The following is a 22,512-nucleotide window of genomic DNA, read 5'->3' as shown; positions in this document are numbered from 1 at the left end:
CATGTCTTTTCTCTCGATATTAAAAAATGAAGCGAAAGGGATCTTTACTAATAGTACCATTGTACTTGCAATGATCGGTGGCGTGCTTTTCTATGCATTTCTTTATCCGCTGCCTTACCTAAATCAAAGCCCAGAAGAGCAGAAGATCACTGTCGTAGATTTAGATAAATCAGAGCTTAGCCAAAAATTCATTTTAATGGCGAATACATCACAACAACTAAACGTCGTAGAGCAAGCAGAAAGTATTGAGCAAGCAAAACAGCAGTTTTTAAATAAGACGGTTAGCGGCTTTTTAGTTATCCCATATGATTTCTCAGACAAATTGCAATTAGGCCAAGCACCAACAGTTGCTTATGCTGGTGATGCTTCGTACTTTTTAGTTTATGGGACCATAATCGAAGGGCTAATGAAAGTGGGTGGGACATTATCTGCTGAATATCGGGTTGCTCATATGGCTATTGATGGCACTCCCATTACTACTGCAATAAATACCTTTCAGCCTTTTAAATCTAATTATACTCCTGTATTTAACCGAAATATGGGATATGTAGAATATGTGGTCCCAGCCGTATTTGTATTGATTCTACAACAAACGTTATTAATGGCTGTTGGCGTAAGACAGAAAGCAGCAACGGAAAGCGAGAATTCATCGCTACAGTTAATCGCTCGTTTTACACTATTTTTAATAAGCGAATTAATACTCGCGAGCTTTTATTTTGGCTTTGTGTTTGACCATTATCATATCAGCCGTTTTTCTAACGTATTGGACTTACTGATCGTAATGGTGCCATTTATCGCATCGGTTATCTTACTTGGTATGCTACTGGCTCGATGGTTTCCTACTCCCGAAAGTATTTTGTTAGTCGTGCTATTTAGTTCGATGCCGATTGTATTTAGTGCCGGATTTATCTGGCCGTCTGAACTTATTCCAAATGCATTAACTGATATTATGCACTTATTGCCAAGTGGGTTTGCTATTGATGGCTTTCTTAAACTCAACCAGATGGGCGCAGGCTTACACAGTGTTCTTTTAAATATATCAGGGCTTTACGGTTTATGCTTACTGTATGGGTTGGGTCTTTTTATCAGTAAGCGAATGTAACTCTTAAAAGTGATACTGAGTAACAACATAGTTTCATTATTAGTTGAAGTGTCTCGATTTCATTTTTACTAATCAAGTAAGCATATTCGAAGTTTGATAAATTATCCCTAGGTTGGACTAGGGATACTTATAATGAAAAAACACATACTTGGAATGATTATAGCAACGGGCTTTTTAATGGGATGTCAAAGTACTAGCGATGATTCAACATCAAGTATTATTGACACTCCTACCATTGAAAGCTTTGTTAATTATCATAATGACGAATTAGCACAGTTTGTTACCAGTGATATCGGCAGTATTGCAAAAACAAACGATGAAATTATTCTATTACTTAATGGTGACAAGAGCTTTGACTCTGGAAGTACAGAGGTAAAAGAAGAAAGCAAAACTGTTTTATCTCAATTAGCCAAATTATTAAACGATAAACCTGAATCAGAAGTGTTTATTGCGGGCCATACAGACAGTCGTGGTAGCAAGCAGTTTAATATATCATTGTCAAATAAGCGGGCTGATTCGGTACTCGCGTTATTAGCTGAGCAAGGGGTAGACTCCACACGTATAAATACTTATGGTTTTGGTGAGGAAGAACCCATTGCTTCTAATATGAATTCCGATGGACGTAAAAAAAATCGTCGTATAGAAATTCGCATTACTCCAATAATCGAATTGTTTGAAGAGTAGTGATTTCTTTGGTCATTTTATAATTGGGTAGCAAAACTACCTACATTACTGACACATAAGCTATAATAAGCCTTATTTCAAAAAGGAAAATGAAATGGGGCTTTTTTCACGTCTATTTGGTACATCACCTAAGCAAGAAACAACGATCGAACCAATTGAATATCAATCCTTCCTAATTTATCCAAACTCAGAACGAGATGGCTCTCAATTTCGTATCGCCGGTACAATAACAAAAGAAATAAATGGTGAAATTAAAGAGCACCGCTTTATTCGTTCTGATGTAATCTCAAACAAAAGTGATGCTGATAAGCTTATGGTACGTAAATCAAAAATGCTGATCGATCAAATGAATGAGTCAATCTTTAAATAAATGCCTTAGCTTTGATGTAGATTAGATTGAAAAAATATTATCTAATTATAATTATTGTTGTAAATCAACTTCAAAATCGTAATGGTCTGACCTCTGCTTTGTCACTGTAATGTTGTTTTTTTACTGAATTAGGGTGAATATAAGCAAGAATTAATTTAATGTAATAAAATCATGTCATTTTATTACAAAACACTTGAATTGATATCTTATAAAGTAAGTATCAATTCATGCCAATAGTAAAGGAATAACTATGCAAATTGGTGTACCTAGAGAAGTACTCGCGGGCGAAACCCGTGTAGCTGCCACTCCAAAAACGGTAGAGCAGCTATTGAAGCTTGGCTTTACTGTCTCTGTTGAATCTAAAGCCGGTATTTTAGCCAGTTTTGATGACTCTGCATTTGAACAAGCCGGAGCAACTATTGTTTCTGCTGATGATGTGTGGAAATCAGATCTAATCCTTAAAGTTAATGCTCCTCAAGTTAACGCTGAAACAGGGGGTGATGAATTCGATTTAATTCAAGATGGTGCTAGCCTAATCAGTTTTATTTGGCCAGCGCAGAATGAAGAGTTACTTGCAAAATTAGCGACAAAGAACATCAACGTTCTAGCTATGGATTCAGTTCCTCGTATTTCACGAGCTCAGGCGCTTGATGCTCTAAGTTCAATGGCAAATATTGCAGGTTACCGTGCAGTAGTAGAAGCTGCGCATGAGTTCGGTCGTTTCTTTACTGGTCAAATTACCGCTGCTGGTAAAGTTCCACCGGCAAAAGTACTTGTTGCTGGTGCTGGTGTCGCTGGTCTTGCCGCTATCGGTGCGGCTGGCAGTCTTGGTGCAATCGTTCGCTCATTCGATGTTCGTCCTGAAGTAAAAGAGCAAGTGCAATCAATGGGCGCTGAATTTCTTGAAGTCGATTTCAAAGAGAACTCAGGTTCAGGTGATGGTTACGCAAAAGAAATGTCTGATGAATTCAACAAAAAAGCGGAAGAGCTATATGCAGCTCAAGCTAAAGATGTTGATATCATCATTACCACAGCACTTATTCCTGGTCGTCCAGCACCTAAGCTTATCACCAAAGAAATGGTTGATAGCATGAAAGCGGGCAGTGTGATTGTTGACTTGGCAGCAGCCAATGGCGGTAACTGTGAATACACCGTAAAAGACGAAGTTTTTGTTACAGAGAATGGTGTAAAGATTGTCGGTTATACCGATATGGTTGGTCGTCTACCAACTCAATCATCTCAACTGTACGGTACAAACCTAGTAAACCTTCTGAAGCTTTTATGTAAAGAAAAAGACGGCAACATTAACATCGATTTTGAAGACGTTGTTCTTCGCGGTGTAACGGTTGTTAAAGAAGGCGAAGTAACATGGCCAGCGCCGCCAATTCAAGTTTCGGCACAACCTCAAGCGAAAGCAGCACCAAAAGCGAAAATTGAGCCAAAGGTTGAAGAACCAATGTCGCCAATTAAAAAGTTTGCGATGATAGGTACCGGTGTTGCTGCTTTTGGTTGGGTAGCCTCGGTTGCTCCTGCTGCATTTTTAGCGCACTTTACCGTATTTGTACTAGCTTGCGTGGTGGGTTACTACGTTGTATGGAACGTAAGTCATTCACTTCATACACCATTAATGTCAGTAACTAATGCCATTTCAGGTATCATCATTGTCGGTGCATTATTGCAAGTGGGACAGGGTAATGGTGTCGTTTCATTTTTAGCATTTATCGCAGTTCTAATCGCTAGTATTAATATATTTGGTGGTTTTGCTGTAACCAAGCGTATGCTTGAAATGTTTCGTAAAGATAAGTAAGGGGTAGAGATAATGTCAGCAGGATTAGTTCAAGCAGCATATATTGTATCTGCCGTTTTATTTATCATGAGTTTAGCCGGTTTGTCTAAACAAGAAACAGCGCGTAGCGGTAACTACTATGGTATTACTGGTATGGCTATCGCATTAATTGCTACCATTTTTGGCCCTGACTCTGCAGGTACAGGATGGATTATCGTCGCTATGGCAATAGGTGCTGTTATTGGCCTTTATTACGCTAAAAAAGTGGAAATGACAGAAATGCCAGAGCTTGTGGCAATTCTTCATAGCTTTGTAGGTATGGCTGCGGTTCTTGTTGGTTACAACAGTTATATCGATCACGGTGTACTTGTTGGTGCAATGCTAACTATTCACCTTGTTGAAGTTTTCTTAGGTGTATTCATTGGTGCGGTAACTTTCACCGGATCTTTAGTTGCGTTTGGTAAATTACGTGGTGTTATTGATTCATCAGCGCTGCAATTACCTCACCGTCATAAACTTAACCTTTTAGCATTAGTTGCTTCAGTAGGACTTCTTTACTACTTTGTTAGTGTTGAAGGCAGCATGTTTGCAATGATCCTAGTAACCTTAATTGCATTTGCCTTTGGTTATCATCTAGTTGCTTCAATCGGTGGCGCAGATATGCCAGTGGTTGTTTCAATGCTTAACTCATACTCTGGTTGGGCAGCGGCAGCAGCAGGTTTCATGCTATCAAACGATCTACTGATTGTGACTGGTGCATTAGTGGGTTCATCAGGTGCAATTCTGTCTTACATCATGTGTAAAGCAATGAACCGTTCTTTCATCAGCGTAATTGCTGGTGGTTTTGGTCAAGATGTTGTTGCTTCATCAGGTGACGAAGAGCAGGGCGAGCATCGTGAAACAACCGCTGAAGAAGTAGCAGAAATGCTTAAAGAGTCTAAGTCTGTCGTGATTACTCCAGGATACGGAATGGCTGTTGCTCAGGCTCAATATCCTGTTCATGAAATTACTGAAAAACTTCGCGCTCAAGGTGTTGAAGTTCGCTTTGGTATTCACCCAGTTGCAGGGCGTTTACCAGGTCACATGAACGTTCTTCTTGCTGAAGCGAAAGTGCCTTACGATATCGTTCTTGAAATGGACGAAATCAACGATGACTTATCTGAAACAGATACAGTCCTAGTTATTGGTGCTAACGATACAGTTAACCCTGCAGCAATGGAAGATCCAAACAGTCCAATCGCAGGTATGCCTGTTCTTGAAGTGTGGAACGCGAAAAACGTAATCGTATTTAAACGTTCTATGAATACAGGTTATGCTGGTGTTCAAAACCCACTATTCTTTAAAGAAAACACTGAAATGCTTTTCGGTGATGCTAAAGAAAGTTGTGTTGAGATCAGTAAGCATCTTTAATTAAAATGTGCTTATTAAATAGATTAAAAACCGAGTATTCATTACTCGGTTTTTTTTATCCAAAATAATAGTCAATTCTTAGTCAGAGCTAATACAAGATCTTATTGGTGTAATCACCGTTAAATGATGATTAAAGGATCTAAAATGGATCTCTACTTATTAAAATGTACCTTTGGAAAAGTAGAAAAAGATCATATACTATAGATAAGTGATAAATAAGTTGTAAAATCAATGAGTAGTGACAGTGTAACACTTTTAAATAATGATATTTCAGTAGGACTAACCATGCCTAAAGTGAGTAGCTTAAATGCAGCTCAGGCATATTTATTATCTTTAAACTCTGAAAATAGCCGATCAACAATGAGATCAAATTTAAATAAGATCGCTCATCTTCTTGGATCTTTTAATTTAAACAATTGCCCATGGCATCAGATAAACCGTGATTACGTACTTGGTGTCATTGAGGCATTAAAATCTGAAAAATTAGAATCGGCCACCATCAATACCTACATAGCGGCAATCAAAGGTGTAGCTCAAGAACTGTGGTTATCGAAAAAAATAACTACTGAAAACTATCAATTAATAAAGCACATCAAACAAATGAAAGGCTCTCGATTAGCAAAAGGTCGAGCCTTATCCAGTAATGAAATCCAATTGTTGTTTTCTTCTTGTAATGATCAAACCATAAAAGGCATTCGAGACAGTGCTATTTTAGGCGTATTGTTAGGCTGTGGCTTAAGACGATCTGAAATTGTGGATTGTTCTATTGAAAGTTTTAATGCAGAAGAAGGGTCATTACGGGTGCTTGGCAAGGGCAATAAAGAACGAATGTCTTATTTGCCACAACAATCATTAACATTACTGCATTCATGGCTAAATGCTGTCAGCGGGGATAATAGCCGCGCCTTATTTACCCGTATAAGGCGTTTTGATACTGTGACTGATGATAAGCTAACATCACAAGCTATTTTACATATACTAAATGAACGAAGAAAACAGGCTGGGGTGAGTGCATTTTCTCCCCATGATTGCCGAAGAACTTTTGCTTCTATGCTATTAGATAATGGCGAAGATATCTCGACCGTAAAAGATGCAATGGGGCATGCAAGCATCATTACCACGCAAAAGTACGATAAACGTGGATTTGAACGTTTGAAAAAAGCGAGTGATAACTTAATCTTTATGTGAATAAATAATCACAGTAATTAGAAAATCCTCGGCATTATAATTTAATTTTTGCATATTTACTTAGATATAATGATTAATAAGGATTTGAGATATAAAAAAGACGCAATTAAGCGTCTTTTTTGTCTGTCAGATTGTTAAGTAACGAATTACTTTTTACGACAGAACTCAGCGATTACATACATAGATTGACCGCCGTTTGCCTTACCAGAAACTAAACGAGGATCGTCACCAAGGCTAATGCCACGGATAACAGTGCCTTGTTTAATCACTTGGTTAGTCCCTTTAACTGGAAGGTCTTTAGTAACCGTTACGTCGTCACCTTTTTTCAGTTCAACGCCGTTAATATCACGTGGTTTTTCACCGTCAGAAAGCAGTGCTTTCTCAGCCCATTCTTTAACGTCTTCTTCAACGTACATCATATCTAGAGCATCTTGAGCCCAAGATTCAGAAGTTAGTTTGCTTAGTAAAACGTAAGACATAACTTGAACCGTAGGTACTTGGCTCCACATAGAGTCATTTAGACAACGCCAGTGATTAACATCCATTGTTGCTGAGTCTTCGATTTGTGCCGTACATGTATCACAAATCATTACACAGTTATCAACGTTGATGTCTGTCTTTGGTGGTACTGCGAATGGTGCTAGAGAAGATGCAGAACCACATAATTCACATTTAGAATCACAGCGAGATAATAGAGTTGTTTCAGTGCTCATAATAGTGCCTGTTTGTTTAGTGATGTTTATATTATGGCAAGTTTATACCATAAGAAAAAGGATTACGGTGAGAATACTGTAATTTTTCTGCTTTCTTTTTAGTTTAGTATCAAATGGGTAAAATATGGTTTTCCAATTAGTAACAAAGATGAGCTAATATGGTTAAATTTCACTTAAAATACCCAAGCAGCCAATCATTAAATTTAAGCCAGTAATACAATTTTATGCACATAAATACAATAGATAATGAATATGCTTCAACCAATCTGCATAAAAACAGAATAAATGAAAACTGAAATTAATAGTAAAAAATATAGCTTAATCCTAAAATAAAGATGCATTAGTAATTAGACCAAACATGATATTTTAATTTATCCTAGCACAATCTAGTGCGCATTATGTATATTATGTTAAATTAACAAGAATGGATTTAAACCATTCTTGTTAATTATCCCTGCTTATACTCTCGTTTCTTATAGATATTTAACGATAATCTTATTTACCATAAAATAGCTAATAATCATTCAATAATACTTCGTATCCATCTAATGATTATTAGCTTTTAAAGCTCCATTAATAATTAGCCACCAGCTAGTTTTACTGTATGACCTTGCTTTGTTAGGAACTCTTTGATTTTCTCACGGTTATCACCTTGAATTTCAATGTCGCCATCTTTAACTGCGCCACCGCAACCGCATACTTTTTTTAGCTGAGCAGCTAATAATTTAAGTTGCGTGTCTTCCATATCTAAACCAGTAACAACACAAACGCCTTTACCTTTACGGCCTTTCGTTTCACGTTGAATTCGAACAATACCATCACCTTTTGGGCGCTCTTGTTTTACTTCTTCTTGTTTAATGCGGCCAATATCGGTTGAATATACTAAAGACATAACTAATCTCGTTTTAAAGTGATGATGAATTGTAAATTATTTTTCATGTTTATCCAAAAAGGATTTTATTGCAGTCAATGAACCTTTGGCCAATTTCCCATGATATAAGCAATACCAAGTCTTTTCTTCTCCGGTATCATTCTTAATTTGAAAACCTTTATGCTCTTCGGTACGTGATTTATCTCTCTTCTCATTGATTGCCGTTTCGCCCATATCGCCAAATTCTTTAGGCTGTATGATTGAGCCAGTATCATTCCACCAATCAATGCTTTTTTTTACTGCACTTAAGTGACCGTGTAACACCTTATTTTTAATCAGTACTTTCCAGTCATCAGGAATACCTGTCTTATTTTCAATGAAGAAACCTTTATATAATGACCTTTGCATACCAACTACTCTTACTATTTAATGACTTATTTCCATATAGTTAGGATCGAATATTTTTTAGCTTTACGCCAGACTTTAGATAGTGAATCGTGATCTTATGTGCGATTAATTTTTGTGATATAGTTTTATTACGTAGAGTAATTAGTTATGGTGCACTAGAATGGATAAATCTATTTTCTTAACTTCAGATATCGATATAGATACATTTGCTTCTTGCTTAAAAAAGAAATATTCACGTAATAGCTTAATTTCATTCAAAAATGATTGGAATAACTTTGTTGTATTTTGTCAGCTGCATCATGTAATGGCTTTACCAGCCTCAACGACTGCAATTCGCATCTTTATTGAAAAACAAGCGAAAGAAAAAAAGTTAGCGTCCATTAAGCGTTCCCTTATATCTATCTCACATGTCCATAACGCATTCGAATTGAAAGACCCTACTCAAACAGCTCAAGTAAAAGCAGCGGTTGGAAAGATAAGATTAGATAAAAGAGACGACAGTAAACAAACAGAAGGCATTACTCTTAGTATGCTTGCAGAGCTTGAACGCCAACTGTCTTCCTCTGTTGAATTAAAAGACATTAGAGATTTAGTTATCTGGCACTTAATGTTTGAATTACTCTTAAAGCGTGGAGAGTTAAGAGACCTTACTCTTGATGACGTTTGTTTTGATGAGTTTGGAAATTGTGTCATTCAACTGAAACAGAATTATTATCCACTATCACAAGAAACGACTTTATTACTTAATAATTGGCTAAGTGCATCACATCTTACCGAGGGCTATTTATTCAGAGGGCTTGACCGACATCAGAATCTTTCGTCAAGTCACTTAAATGACTCGTCTATTTATCGTATTTTCCGTCGTGCAAACGAATTACTTAATCTGGAGGTTAATTTTTCTGGATTATCTGCTCGAGTGGGTGCAACGAAAGAACTTTCTAAGTGTGGCTATACCGTTCATGAAATTCAAGAGTTAGGTCGTTGGGTTAGTCCTGCCATGCCAAATCAATACATTGGAAATATTGAACGTTCAGAAAGGCAAAAAGATAAATTCAAAAAAAAGCCTGAATAATATCAGGCCTTTGTTTATCACTTAAAGTAATACAAATTACTTAATTGAATTAAGAATTGCTTTTTTTAGAAACGTTTTAAAACAGTCTCCATTATGTTCCAGCAATTTAGGGAACATTGAAATTGGCGTCATTCCAGGGAAGGTATTCACCTCGTTTAAGAAAATTTCGTTCTCTTCTGTTAGGAAGAAATCAATACGAGATAAATCTTTTAGCTTCATCTGTGTAAATACTTTTTGGCTGTATTGATTAATTAACTCAATTTGCTCAGCCGATAAATTTTCAGCAGTTAATGTTGTCGTTGAATGACTACCACTGCCGTATTTTTCATCATAAGTATAAAAAGCACCATCAGGAGCTGTCACTTCACCAGGAGGCGTTGTAAACAGCTTGCCATCAATTTGATAAGCAGCAACTTCAAGTTCTCTTGGTTTCACTGCTTTTTCAACAAGTACTTGCTCAGAGTATCCAAAGGCATCGTTGATCGCTTGTGATAGTTCACCTTCAGACGTGACCTTGTAACAACCAACAGATGAACCTTGGCAAGCGGCCTTAACAAACAATCCGCCCCATTCTTTAAACGCAGCCAATGCAGAGCTATGTGTCTCTTTATTGTTTTCCGTTAAGAATAAATATGGCGTATTTGGTATACCTAATGCGTCATACCAAAGCTTTGATGTGATTTTATTAAAGCTGTTTGTGCTTGCTTCTGCACCACAACCTAAATAAGGAATACCGAACATATCAAGCATTGATTGAATATCGCCCGTTTCACCAGGGTAACCGTGAATACAAGGGATAACATAATCAACTAGACCTAGGTTCTCATCACCACAAAGTAATGATTTGTCGGAGCGTAATTCATATTTCAAACCAGAGTCGATATGAAACCAAGCACCATCTTTAATTTCAAGGTGCGTGATTTGAAATGAATTTAATTCCGATAGTTGTTGAGAAATGTATTTCGAAGAAACCAAAGACACTTCATGTTCGGTACCGCTACCGCCACAAAGTAAAAGGATATGAGTCATAATATTCACTATTGAAAATAATCGGCAAGCTAAAGCAAGCCTGCCGATTTAGTATTTAATTTAATTTGTGTAACTCAGGGTTATCTGAATTTTTAATGCTATTAATGCTACGAACAAATGGACCGTATGCTTGGATCTCAGCCGGCAGTGTTTTTATTGCTGCACGAGCATCTGCAGGTGTTGCAAAATCACCATACAAAATCGTATACCATGGCATATTATTCACGGTTTTACGGTTCATCCAAACTGGTTGTTCGCCTGCTAATTTTCCAGCATAAGTCGTTAGATCTGTTTTACGGCTCAAGGCAAGGATCTGAAGCGTATAACCATAGCGATTATGCATTTCGTCTTGCTTACTTGTTGGTGGTAAAATCTTCACAGCCGCATCAGACTCTGCAACTGCTGATGTCTCTTCTGGCGTTAATTTAACCACAGGCTTTTCAGTTTGTGGTTCTGCAGCAATCTCAGTCTCTTCAAAAGTAGTTACCTCTTCTTCAATAGGTTGAGATACTTGGTACACTTCTTCAGAGGTTTCTGTCGTGATGTTTGTGGTATACGAACTACTTGTACATCCTGCAAGTAGTGCGGTTAACGTAATAGGAATGATTCTTTTCATTTTAATTCACAATTATAAGTCATGCTGATTTCCTAATTTTGCACCTGATATACAAGACAATCAAGTCTTTAGCTCTCTATCTGTTCAATTACTCAAATATTTCCTTAGATTACGGTACAATTGTTGTGTTTTTGTGCGCTAGGTTTTGTTTATATTATTCTATTAAGCCAAAAAATACATTCTCAGCTATCTTATTCTTATATAAGGATTAAGGGAGCTGTAATGTCAGATTTAAAAACGCTTTTTCGACCGCGTTCAATTGCGGTTATTGGCGCGTCAATACACTCGGATCGCGCTGGTCATATTGTAATGAGAAACCTATTAGATGGTGAGTTTGATGGGCCGATAATGCCAGTACACCCTAACTATCATTCCGTCTGTGGGATCCTTGCTTATCCAGATATTCCTTCCCTTCCCATTACGCCTGATTTTGCTATTTTATGCACTCCGGCACGTGTGAACGTAAAAATATTAACAGAACTCGGAGAAAAGGGCGTTAAGTTAGTCATTATTCTCTCTTCTGATATGCATTTACATTGCAGCGGTATTGGGGAGCCTTTACCTTATGAAGCGGCACGAATTGCTTCTCAATTTAATATGCGAATTTTAGGACCAAACAGCCTTGGGATAATCCTTCCTTGGGTTAATCTTAATGCGTCATTCTCTCCAATTAATGCCAACAAAGGAAACATTGCCTTTATCTCTCAATCCGCAGCAGTGTGCACTACCATACTTGATTGGGCGAAAGAAAAAGAGATTGGATTCTCTGCTTTTGTTTCTTTAGGTGATGGTATTGATATTGATTTCAGTGAGCTGCTAGATGCCTTATGCACTGATTCAAAAACCGACGCCATACTACTTTATATTGATTCAATCAAAGACGCACGACGGTTTATGTCTGCCGCTCGTGCTGCCGCTCGTAATCGACGCATCTTAGTCGTAAAAAGTGGTCGCTCCGTTGCAGGAAGTAAAGCGGCGCAACTACATACCAATGGAGAGATAAGTTTAGATGCAGTGTATGACTCGGCTATTAGACGGGCAGGTATGTTACGTGTATCAAACACTCATGAATTATTTGCAGCAGTAGAAACACTTGCACACCCTATTCCATTCCGCGGGCAACGTTTAGCAATAGTAACAAATGGCGGTGGTCCTGCAATTATGGCGGTTGATAGCTTAATGCAACAAGGTGGAAGTCTTGCACAATTAAGTGACACATTAGTCGAACAATTAAACCTGTACCTTCCTCATAATTGGTCACATTCCAATCCAATAGACATTGGCGGTGATGCTAATGAACAAAGGTACTGTGATACGGTTAACGCGTTATTAGACAGTGAAGATTGCGATGCTATTTTAATTATGCATAGCCCTTCTGCTATTTCTAATGCGACACAAACAGCTGCTAAATTAGTCCAGTTGATCAGTAATCACAAACGCAAAGCAAAGTTTACTATTTTAACTAATTGGTCAGGAGAGAACTCTTCGAAAGAAGCTCGTTTACGCTTTACACAAGCTGGTATTCCAACTTATCGAACACCAGAGAGCTCGGTTTCAGCATTCCTTCATTTAGTAGAATACCATCGTAATCAGAAGCTCTTAATAGAAACCCCAGTATCGTCTGGCCACATTAATAAACATGACGCGAGAATGGCTCGCGAATGGTTAGATAATTGTGTATCACATAACCTGACCGACCTTGATACCCATGAAACCCAAACCCTATATTCATGCTACGGATTTAAGACCGTAGATACTTGGATCACAGAGGAACCAGTTGAGACAGGTTATATTGCCGAGAATATTGGTTACCCTGTTGCGATAAAACTCCGTTCTCCTGATATCCCTCATAAATCCGATGTTCAAGGTGTAATGCTTAATTTAAACACCAAAGAAGAAGTTATTAATGCAGCACAATCTATTATTGATCGTGTATCAATTAGCTACCCTTCAGCTCGAATTTCAGGGTTAAGCGTTCAAAAAATGGCTCAAAGAGCGGGATCTCAAGAATTACGAATTAAAGTATGCCAAGATCCAGTGTTTGGCCCGGTGATCTTACTTGGCGAAGGCGGATCTGAATGGGATCTCAATAACAATGCCGCCGTTGCATTACCACCACTTAATATGGCGCTAGCTGAAAACCTCATAAAATACGCGATTAAAGAAAATATTATTCAGCATCGCAATTCTCCAACAAAAATGAGCATCTTTGATTTAAGTGCTTTTCTCGTTCGTCTTTCTCAGATGATACTTGATTGTCCCGAAATCGTTGAGCTTGATATACACCCTCTTCTTGTTTCTGGTATTGATCTCACGATTATTGATTCATCGATGAAGGTACAACATTTTACTGGCGACATTCATAAACGATTAGCCATTAGACCTTATCCAAATGAATTAGAAGAATTTTCACAACTTAAAGATCATAGCTCAGTTTTACTTCGTCCAATTCTTCCTGAAGATGAACCAAAACACGCAGAGTTTATTTCTCAGGTATCACATGAAGATTTATATAAGCGATTTTTTTCTGATGTTGGTGAATTTAATCATGAAGCTCTAGCTAACTTTACTCAAATCGATTATGACAGAGAAATGGCTTTTGTCGCGACGAAGCAAATTGATAATCAAGAGGTCATTCTAGCTGTGGTTCGTGCATTATCTGACCCAAATAACATTAATACCGAATTCGCTGTATTAGTACGTTCAGATCTTAAAGGCTTAGGTTTGGGAAAAATTCTGATGGACAAAATTATTCGATATTGTAAATCACAAGGTATTAAAGTAATGACCGGAATGACGATGCCATCAAACCGAGGCATGATTGGATTAGCGCAACATTTTGGGTTTACTGTAGACATTCAAATGTCAGATGGTATCGTTGAAATGAGCTTAAAGCTAAATTAAACCGAAATTTTAAAATAAAAAAACCAAGGTAATCATAATAATTATCTTGGTTCACATAGATATAAAATTGTTTTAAAAAAGGGATATCTATATTATTTTGCTTGTTCAGCTTTTTCTTTCTTTACCATAATTGCACCAGCAATAACAAATGCAGCTAATAATAAAATTTCCATTAATCTATCCTATATTTTATTTAAAAAGTAATTTACCTGAATAATATATCATCAATTTAGATAAGGTAAATAGTTTTTTCTAACATTTTTACATATTCTGTCACACTTCATAAAATATATACTGCCCTTTACCGAAAATTTTCGCTTCATACATTGCTTGATCAGACTCTTTCAGAACGTAATCAATATCCTTCTCCTCATTGTAATAAGCGATGGTTACCCCAATACTAACCCCAACAGACAAAGTGAGTCCCTTATAAGTTATTGGTTTTTGAATTGACTCTATTACTCGACTTGAAAGCTCTGCTAGTTGAGTTTTATCTTGAACTGGCTCAATAAAGAGAACAAATTCGTCACCCGCTAATCGGCAAGCAAGATCCCCTTTCCTTACTGCATTTTCTAAACGTTTTGCAACAACCCTTAATACCTCATCACCGGCATCATGCCCATAGGTATCATTAACTAATTTGAAACCATCAAGATCTAGGTAACATAAACCAAACTGGCCCGTAGTTAGTTTGTTCTTCTCAATCGTTTGATTTGCTGATTTATAAAACTTAGAACGATTAGGTAAACCAGTCAACATATCGTGATGAGCAAGGTAATACAAACGATCTCTTTCTTTTGCGTCACTCAGGTTACTGAAAATAAAAATGTAGCTATTTTGGCCGTTTTGTTCATCATCTTTTATCTTACTTGCTTTAATATATAAAGGTAATTCCACACCATTTTTATCTTTTTCTAGCACCTCACCATGCCATTGGCCAAAACGTTCAATTGACTTTGCAAACAAATTAGTTGATGTAGTGAAGTGCTTTCCATCAAATAACTGAGTCATTGATAATGCTATTAAGTCATTTAATTCATAACCAAACATTTCTGTAAATGCGGGGTTCATTAACGTTAAATTGCCTAATGAATCAAAAATTAATACTCCATCTTGGCTATTTTTTAATACATTAGCTGCCAATTTTTGTTGAGTTCGGTTTTGTATTATTTCTGTTACATCCATAACAGAAAATAACAGTTGCTCTTTATTGGGCAAGACACGAGTTGTTATCTGTAACGTCGACTCCTGTTTTGTTTGAATTAACAGATCATCAACCTCTTGGCATTGTGTAATGATCTCTTTAAGCTTATTTCCTTCAAGGGCATTGATAATGTCAAGCAAGAATATATCACTAAATTCATCATCTAACTTACCGGGAAATAATCTTTTTGACGCATCATTAGACAATAAAATTTGTCCATTTTTTTTATTTATTGCAAAAAGGCCATGTTGAACAGCGGTAATAATTTGCTTACCAAAATCTCGCTCTTGCTCAACTTTATCTAATACAAAGTTAAGTTGTTTCTGTCGCTCCTCTAGTTTATCTGTCATTTTATTAAAGGATAAAGTTAGATCCCCTAGCTCGTCACTTGTTGTTACATTAGGACGTTGGTCAAACTCACCACGAACAATAATTCCTTGCATTGCTTCGTTCAAATTAATAACAGGAGTTATGACCCATTGCTGTATTTTAGCAATAAAAAGGTAGCTAAAAATAATAATGAGTCCAAATAAGGAAAACGCCACTCGCATTGCGGATAATCTTGTCTCATTTAACCCTTCTTTTGATACAATTAGACGGATTTTAGCTATCACTTCGTTATCAAGAGAAATTGGGATAAGTATATAGATTGCATCTTCTCCAAGAGCATAGCCATTCTTTGCAATTTCTAATTGAAGCGCTCGATTTGGGGCTTTTGCAACTAATCCATCTTTCCTATATTCAGCAAACAATCGCCCATCACTTTTAAGTAACATTGCTTGCAAAATCTCTTTATCAGCACTAAACGCATGAAGAACTTCAGAAGCTGTTATTTCATCATCAAACAATAATGCCGCTTGTAAGTTGACACTGACACCATTAGATAAAACTTTAATTCTATCGATTAAATTCGTTTGTTGCACCTGGTAAGTGTTAACATAATTATAACCTTGAAGAATAATAAATAAACTGAAAATGAACGCAATAAGCGGTACCGCTAAGCGCTGTCGTAAAGAGGCTTTTTCTATCCAATTCATTTGTTATTTCCTCCCTCAATAATTGAGATACGAAGTAACTGAGAACTTATCTTAAAGGACGTATTTTCAAGATTATCCAGGTTAATGATAGGTTTTACTTTACCGTCAACTTGCCTTAATTCGATCATACCGCGTTCATGCGTGAAATTTTTCTTACCGCTAATGGTTAAGATATTTTCAGCCATTGCTTGTAACTCGCTTGGCTTAGTATTCTTATTTGCAATATAGATATCACATTGATTTGCTGTATCTTCACCGCTGGTTTTAATATTAACATTTCGATCTTGAATACGTTTATCTGTCGATATTTTAATTAAGGTTTGAACCACAGGATCAAAAGACTCACCACAAAATGTTAAAGGTGATTCGAGTGGCTTATTCGTCCACTGTATAAAGTTTGCAATTCTAAAGATATAAACCGCTTCGATTTGATGGGCCTGATAAGCAGCTTGAGACTGAACAGGCAGACAGTAACCAATAAGAAAGAGCAGAAGATACGAAAGTAGTTTCGGCTGTTTAAAACTCATACGAAACCCTGCCATAGATAGATTGCTCGGTTTCATAGGCGTTACATTGATCATAATAGATATTAGTATTTAGTTCGCATTTACTCGACATTCCAATATTTTTTACCATCACTTCTACAAGTGGTGCATTTTCATGTTTTTTCCAACCAATACGAGAATCTAAAGATATTAAGTTCTCAACATCATACACAAATTGGTTGCTATCACTCGTATAGTCGATATCTTTATAGTTCACAACAAAGTCCCACTGAATGCTATTTGTTACTTGCCACAATAGTTGGTTTGAAAGCATATTTTGATGGTTTATTTCGAAGTAATCATCAGAGCCAGACACATTTGAATCACCCTGCACCCTATCTTGTGAAAATGAAAGATAGCTATAACTGGTATAATTTTTTAGCGAAGAATTGATATTCCATTCGATAGCTACCTCTGCACCATAAGTTTGAGCTTCGTAATCATCGTTAAATTCATAGAGATCATAATAATTACCAATCCCATCATTAAGGTACCCTATATAGTCGTGACCACGAACATTGTTATACGAACTTGAATATGCGGTTAAATCCATATTAACGTTAGTACCTTCAAAGCGGTAGCCAGCATCAATGGTTATAACACTCTCATTATCTAGACTTGCAGATGGTAAATAAGTGGCAACACCATCATAAAATTTGTTTTCATAAACATAACTATAATAGTTTGTATAAGTAGATTTTTGCTCAAAATAAGAAGGGGTTACCACTGCCCGGCCTACACCAAACCATATTTTTTGACTGGCAGAGATCGAATATAAACCTCGTATCTGTGGGGAAACCTCAAAAGAATCATTAAGCGTAAAGTATTCGGCTTTTGCACCAACTTGAATCATAAATTGTTCAGTAAAATTATAGTCAATTTGAGCATAGACATTACTGGTTGTATCGCTTGATATAGGATCGCTTGAGTAGCGATTATATATATCAACATGACTCACATCATAATTACTTGAATCTTGTAATTTAATATTGATGTGCCTTAAACCACCACCAATTAAGATCGTTACATCTGAACCATACTGTAAGGTATAAACTGAATCTAAATCAATCGTATTGAATTCTCCGTGAGCATCGGGAGAGTTGTCTTTGTCTTGCCAATACCATAAATTAGTTTGCCATTGAGAATTAGCTAATTCGATTGTGTGATTAACTTGCCCGTAAAGTGAAGAGCTATCAACGCTTTTGTAACTATCGTCATACTGCCTATTAAGATCACTCATATCAACAGTATACCAATCATAATATTGTGCTGACTTTTCTCCGCCAAAAGCTAGCATCCAAGATGAATTACCCTCTTCGATATCAAATTTTACTCCGGCGGTTTGTATTGAAATCGTATTTACTTTGTCACTTTCATATTGACTCTGGAACTTATCAATTACGCTAAAAGTATCTTTAGCTTTATAAAAGGCTCTTGCTGTGGTGTTATCATTAAACTGCAATCCATGACGTACAGAAGCTTCTTTATAGCCATGTTGCCCATACGCGATTTGGCCATAAGTGCCTAACGTCTCTTTAGTCGATTTTGTGATGATATTAATAACACCATTAACCGCATTACCACCCCAAATCGTTCCTGCTGGACCTCTAATAATCTCAATTCGTTCGATATCGGCAAGAATGTAGTCGATGTTTTCCCAGAACGCGCCACCATACATTGGGCTAAATACACTCCGGCCATCTATCATCACGAGCATTTTATTAAATAAGCCATCATGAAAGCCGCGAGAAGATACAAAGTCGTTAGACTCATTAAATTGACTAACTTCGATACCAGGAGCAAGAGATAGAGCATCTGCTATTGTTTTTGCACCACTACGTACAATTCGTTCGTTAGATATAACGTAAATAGCTGCAGGAATTTCTGAGATATGCTGCTCTCTCTTAGAGGCACTGGTTACACTTACTTCTAACATAGAAAGGTCTTCCAAGCTCATTAACATCAATGCACTAAGATCTTCGTCATTAGCAAAAACGAAAGAAGACGTGAGAAACAATGAGGAATATAAAGAGAGAGTACTGAATCTCATAATATGGTTTGCCATTTGCCCTAATTAATAGAAGTATAACTTAAAGTATAATATACAGTTAGAATACTTTGATAATAATTATTTAACAAGGTGATCTACATATCATTTCAAATAAGTATAAAACAAGCACAAATGCACTGCGAAGCGACATGATACGAAACTTGATAACGTTATCCTCCTAAATCCACAAATTAACGCTATCTTTGTTGTTATTCTCAACACAAAACATATTTATGAAAAGTTGTTACTACCCCTTGTTATTGACGATGCTTTCTTTTCCAAGTGATGCTAAATCTGTAAAAAAATATTATAAAGAACATCAATCAAAACGATGCGAAACCCTTACACGGACATTAACGCACGTAAATAAAGTATTAAGCTTTAGTGAAGGAAAAGAGTATAAGGAAAAGCTAAAAGAGAAAAAAGCATTGAAGAAATTGCGAAAAGAGAAAAGCTGTTAAAAAGCCAACTGGGAAGTTTACAGTTGGCTCATTGTTTACGTATTATTTTGCTTTTGGTCTAAAAGGCTTAATAACGTCTTCGTTACATTCAAGGAATGGCCCTTCCATTAGATCAATGCAATACGGAATTGCTGGGAATACCGCATCTAAACATTCACGAATGGATTTTGGTTTACCTGGTAAATTTACAATTAAAGAATCTTTACGCAGACCTGCCGTTTGACGTGACAAGATAGCAGTAGGAACAAATTTTAATGACTCTGCACGCATTAACTCACCAAAACCAGGCATCATGCGATCACACACAGCTTCGGTTGCTTCAGGTGTAACATCACGCTTAGCAGGGCCAGTACCACCCGTTGTAACAACTAAGCAGCAACCTTTCTCGTCTGTAAGTTCAATCAGTGTTTTTTCAATCACATCTTGCTCATCAGGGATAACTACGTACTCCGGTTCCCATTCAGAGGTAAGGTAATCATTCAATGTAGCAATGATTGCAGGACCTGAAATGTCTTCATAAATACCAACACTTGCACGGTCGCTTACCGTAACAATGCCAATTTTCGCTTTTTTAGTCATAGTTAATTTCTTATTGAAGTAAGGTAACCCTATTATTACAAGTGGTTACCTATTTTTCTACTAAAAAGACAAATTGGATTAGTATTCGTAAGCCATATTTAGTGATACACCATAAGTTGAATCAATAGAGTAGATGGCAGCTAAATCAAAATGGAACATATTAAGTGGAGAGAACCCAATACCAGCTGTAAAGGCATCGTCGTAAGTTCCAGCTAGGTCTTTCTTGTAACCACCACGTAATTGAATTTGATATAATAAATCGACTTCAGCACCCGCTCTGAACATTTGAACATTATCATCCAAACCAACAAAACGCTCCTGCTCATTCAAATCCATATCAGCGGTTAAGATAAAGTAGTTAGTCATAAATGCCACACCAGCTGTGTATGTTGGTGTTAGCTCATAGTTATATTGGTAATCTTTTCCATTTGGATCATAAAAACCACCATTAACACTATCCTTAAATTTTACATTAACCTTAGCGGTTTCAATTTCATTTTTAATTAGGTTTTTACCTGCAGCAGCAAAACGCCAAGGACCATAAAACCAAACAGCACCAACATCAACATTAAATGCATTGTCGGTGGTTTTATTTTTATTAAAATCTTTAAAATCAAAATTGTTTACCGCTTCTACATAGGTATACGTTAAGTAACTTTGAATTTTTGGTGTTACACCAATAGTGATATTTTGTCCTAGGAAATTTGTGTAACCAGCAAAGGCTACACCCGCTTCTGCTAAGCCTAAAGCAACGGTGCCTACCGCTGTTCTGTCTGCCATTTCGATAGGGTTAGTTGTTCCAGTATATACATCTGGCAACGTAATACCTTCTACTGATGTTTTACCATAAAAAGCCATAGATAAATAACGATTAGGAATAGCAACAGCCATACCTGCTCCCATACTAAAACTTAATGCGTCACCATTTAAGTTTCTTAACCCATTTTCAATATCAGATGCACCACCAACTGGATCAGTTGGTATTTTAGAAAAACCTTTCTGGACTTGGTCAACATCATCAACCATTCCGCCTTGGTCCATAATTTGAAGACCTGCGCTTGGAAGCAAAAGACCAGCGTCGTCTTTACGGCTGTAAATAGCGACTAATGCAGGGTTATAAAAAACACCAGTAAGATAATCAGCAGCAGCGGTACCTGCTCCACCCATAGCATCAATTCGACCATCAACACTAAAATTTGTTGCTGATACTTGTGAAGAAGCGACCGTAGCGCAAGAAAGTAAGCCAATTTTCATCCACTGTTTCATTTTTTATAACCTAATAGAAATACTTAAGTAAAGTATCGGCTTAAGAAAAGTTAACTTTAGGTAAATTCACGCTTTAATTGATTTTAATGATAGGTGGCATTAAAATGGTTAACGCAATAAAAAGCCGAAATCATATGATCTCGGCTTTTTATTATTTCTTCGCTTTCTCTGCTATTTCAGCTCGAATTTGGTCAGAAATGATTTTAATGGCTTCACCACTGCTAACGCCTTGGCGCATTAATTCTTGGATCTTTTCTACCGCTTGTTGTTGCTCTTCATGAGTTAACGTTGGTAAATCTAACATCAGTTGCTCTCTACAGTTTCTGTGACATCAAAATTGATGACTTTGGTTATGGCTTGTATTTCTTGAATCGATATTGGGCCTTGGAAACGTTTATGATTAAATGAAACACTTAAAATATAACTCCCAGGTAGCACATTGGTTTTAGGAAGAGTCTGTGGGAATTGCTCATCATAGAATTTTTCCCATAATTTTATGTACTCATTATCTTGATGGTCATAAATTCCAATCGCCATTTCTGGTAACGGACAGTTTGATTTTAACAATCCAGTTTGTGTGGTTTTCCACTTCTCTTTTCCTAACCACGATACTGTCATTTCTGTTTTCGGCGTATTCAATATAATCCAAGACTCCCACTTAGTACTCTCTTTATCGTCTGCAGTTATAATTAGTTTATATAAACCATTTTTAACTCGATTATTAAGAGACTCACTAGCATAGACATATTGTTTGACTATCTCATCTTGAGTAGGAGTAATACTTATCGACGGGTTAGTTAATTGCTCTTCATCCGGCCATTTAATAAAGGACAATGAGGATATTGTCTTTTTACTATCAAACTGAACTAATAATCGATGATGTAAGCGCCCCGGACTTTGAACGATCATTCGTTGAACACTCAACGAATTTAACCAATTAGGGATAACAATAGTTGATAAATCTCGACCACAATTCTTTGTACTAGCCGCACCAATTAATTTATCAATATTATGAATAACATTGTTATCTGTAGAGCTCTGTAAAACTTCAATCGCGGTTTCAAATCCCTTTAAAGAATCACCCTCTAAGAATTGTTTATGGGCACTATACAGCGCAGACTGCTCATTAAACCAATCTTTTGCAACGGCATTAGTACCCATAAATACTAAACAAAAAAAGCCAATGGCTGTGGCAATTTTTCGCTTAATCATCATCA

The 22,512-nt window shown here is 36.7% G+C and carries 20 protein-coding genes; 8 read left to right on the top strand and 12 right to left on the bottom strand.

Annotated features, from left to right (window positions below; genetic code table 11):
- Window position 1 precedes the first annotated feature (1 nt).
- From PVK71_RS16370 to PVK71_RS16345, 6 genes are all read left to right on the top strand, one after another.
- On the top strand, window positions 2–1,102 hold the full coding sequence (locus tag PVK71_RS16370) for an ABC transporter permease (protein ID WP_274420035.1): 1,101 nt from the start codon (window positions 2–4) through the stop codon (window positions 1,100–1,102).
- A 132-nt stretch (window positions 1,103–1,234) separates the two neighbouring features.
- The gene (locus PVK71_RS16365; protein WP_274420034.1) at window positions 1,235–1,786 is read left to right on the top strand and encodes an OmpA family protein; all 552 of its coding nucleotides are present in this window, start codon (window positions 1,235–1,237) and stop codon (window positions 1,784–1,786) included.
- A gap of 94 nt (window positions 1,787–1,880) precedes the next feature.
- A complete protein-coding gene (locus tag PVK71_RS16360) occupies window positions 1,881–2,156 on the top strand; it encodes an HlyU family transcriptional regulator (RefSeq protein WP_274420033.1) in 276 nt (91 codons plus the stop codon).
- 250 nt (window positions 2,157–2,406) lie between these two features.
- The gene (pntA, locus tag PVK71_RS16355; protein ID WP_274420032.1) at window positions 2,407–3,963 is read left to right on the top strand and encodes a Re/Si-specific NAD(P)(+) transhydrogenase subunit alpha; all 1,557 of its coding nucleotides are present in this window, start codon (window positions 2,407–2,409) and stop codon (window positions 3,961–3,963) included.
- Window positions 3,964–3,975: 12 nt separating this feature from the next.
- A complete protein-coding gene (gene pntB, locus PVK71_RS16350) occupies window positions 3,976–5,352 on the top strand; it encodes a Re/Si-specific NAD(P)(+) transhydrogenase subunit beta (protein ID WP_130046106.1) in 1,377 nt (458 codons plus the stop codon).
- A gap of 231 nt (window positions 5,353–5,583) precedes the next feature.
- A complete protein-coding gene (locus PVK71_RS16345) occupies window positions 5,584–6,540 on the top strand; it encodes a tyrosine-type recombinase/integrase (RefSeq protein WP_274420031.1) in 957 nt (318 codons plus the stop codon).
- A gap of 146 nt (window positions 6,541–6,686) precedes the next feature.
- Here the strand turns inward: PVK71_RS16345 and PVK71_RS16340 are convergent, their stop codons facing one another.
- The 3 genes from PVK71_RS16340 to PVK71_RS16330 form a co-directional block, all read right to left on the bottom strand.
- The gene (locus PVK71_RS16340) at window positions 6,687–7,253 is read right to left on the bottom strand and encodes a PhnA domain-containing protein (protein WP_274420030.1); all 567 of its coding nucleotides are present in this window, start codon (window positions 7,251–7,253) and stop codon (window positions 6,687–6,689) included.
- Window positions 7,254–7,833: 580 nt separating this feature from the next.
- A complete protein-coding gene (yciH, locus tag PVK71_RS16335; RefSeq protein ID WP_130046102.1) occupies window positions 7,834–8,145 on the bottom strand; it encodes a stress response translation initiation inhibitor YciH in 312 nt (103 codons plus the stop codon).
- A gap of 36 nt (window positions 8,146–8,181) precedes the next feature.
- Window positions 8,182–8,532, bottom strand: coding sequence for a DUF3319 domain-containing protein (locus PVK71_RS16330; protein ID WP_274420028.1), 351 nt, complete (start codon window positions 8,530–8,532; stop codon window positions 8,182–8,184).
- 160 nt (window positions 8,533–8,692) lie between these two features.
- Here PVK71_RS16330 and PVK71_RS16325 point away from each other — a divergent pair, with 160 nt between their 5' ends.
- Complete coding sequence (locus PVK71_RS16325) at window positions 8,693–9,604, top strand: tyrosine-type recombinase/integrase (protein ID WP_274420027.1); 912 nt, start codon at window positions 8,693–8,695, stop codon at window positions 9,602–9,604.
- Between the two features lie 36 nt (window positions 9,605–9,640).
- On the opposite strand, the gene PVK71_RS16320 is transcribed toward PVK71_RS16325, so the two are convergent.
- Both PVK71_RS16320 and PVK71_RS16315 read right to left on the bottom strand, forming a co-directional pair.
- On the bottom strand, window positions 9,641–10,633 hold the full coding sequence (locus PVK71_RS16320) for a D-alanine--D-alanine ligase (RefSeq protein WP_130046099.1): 993 nt from the start codon (window positions 10,631–10,633) through the stop codon (window positions 9,641–9,643).
- A gap of 55 nt (window positions 10,634–10,688) precedes the next feature.
- Window positions 10,689–11,249, bottom strand: coding sequence for an SPOR domain-containing protein (locus PVK71_RS16315; RefSeq protein ID WP_130049100.1), 561 nt, complete (start codon window positions 11,247–11,249; stop codon window positions 10,689–10,691).
- A gap of 222 nt (window positions 11,250–11,471) precedes the next feature.
- On the opposite strand from PVK71_RS16315, the gene PVK71_RS16310 reads away from it, so the two are divergent.
- On the top strand, window positions 11,472–14,153 hold the full coding sequence (locus tag PVK71_RS16310; RefSeq protein WP_274420026.1) for a bifunctional acetate--CoA ligase family protein/GNAT family N-acetyltransferase: 2,682 nt from the start codon (window positions 11,472–11,474) through the stop codon (window positions 14,151–14,153).
- A 273-nt stretch (window positions 14,154–14,426) separates the two neighbouring features.
- Here PVK71_RS16310 and PVK71_RS16305 read toward each other — a convergent pair whose 3' ends face one another.
- The 7 genes from PVK71_RS16305 to PVK71_RS16275 all read right to left on the bottom strand — a co-directional run bounded on the left by PVK71_RS16305 (window position 14,427) and on the right by PVK71_RS16275 (window position 22,510).
- Window positions 14,427–16,394 (bottom strand): sensor domain-containing diguanylate cyclase, encoded by a 1,968-nt coding sequence (locus tag PVK71_RS16305; protein ID WP_274420025.1) that lies wholly within the window; start codon window positions 16,392–16,394, stop codon window positions 14,427–14,429.
- Window positions 16,391–16,921 (bottom strand): YfiR family protein, encoded by a 531-nt coding sequence (locus PVK71_RS16300; RefSeq protein ID WP_165367235.1) that lies wholly within the window; start codon window positions 16,919–16,921, stop codon window positions 16,391–16,393. The genes PVK71_RS16305 and PVK71_RS16300 overlap by 4 nt, the downstream gene beginning before the upstream one ends.
- The gene (locus tag PVK71_RS16295) at window positions 16,911–18,989 is read right to left on the bottom strand and encodes a TonB-dependent receptor plug domain-containing protein (protein ID WP_274420022.1); all 2,079 of its coding nucleotides are present in this window, start codon (window positions 18,987–18,989) and stop codon (window positions 16,911–16,913) included. The genes PVK71_RS16300 and PVK71_RS16295 overlap by 11 nt, the downstream gene beginning before the upstream one ends.
- A 503-nt stretch (window positions 18,990–19,492) precedes the next feature.
- Window positions 19,493–20,029: a molybdopterin adenylyltransferase gene (mog, locus tag PVK71_RS16290; protein ID WP_130046092.1), complete on the bottom strand. Its 537-nt coding sequence runs from the start codon at window positions 20,027–20,029 to the stop codon at window positions 19,493–19,495.
- A 78-nt stretch (window positions 20,030–20,107) separates the two neighbouring features.
- A complete protein-coding gene (locus tag PVK71_RS16285; RefSeq protein WP_274420019.1) occupies window positions 20,108–21,295 on the bottom strand; it encodes a conjugal transfer protein TraF in 1,188 nt (395 codons plus the stop codon).
- A gap of 151 nt (window positions 21,296–21,446) precedes the next feature.
- A complete protein-coding gene (locus tag PVK71_RS16280) occupies window positions 21,447–21,602 on the bottom strand; it encodes a YoaH family protein (protein WP_207215680.1) in 156 nt (51 codons plus the stop codon).
- Entirely contained in the window at window positions 21,599–22,510 is a 912-nt protein-coding gene (locus PVK71_RS16275; protein WP_274420018.1) for a DUF2861 family protein, read from the bottom strand. Before PVK71_RS16275 ends, PVK71_RS16280 begins: the two co-directional genes overlap by 4 nt.
- Between the last annotated feature and the right edge of the window lie 2 nt (window positions 22,511–22,512).

The organism is Aliivibrio sp. S4MY1, assembly GCF_028765545.1.
In the GTDB taxonomy this organism is placed as follows: domain Bacteria; phylum Pseudomonadota; class Gammaproteobacteria; order Enterobacterales; family Vibrionaceae; genus Aliivibrio.
The sequence above is the reverse complement of the archived record's forward strand: the minus strand, read 5'-3'. Positions and strand labels throughout refer to the sequence as shown.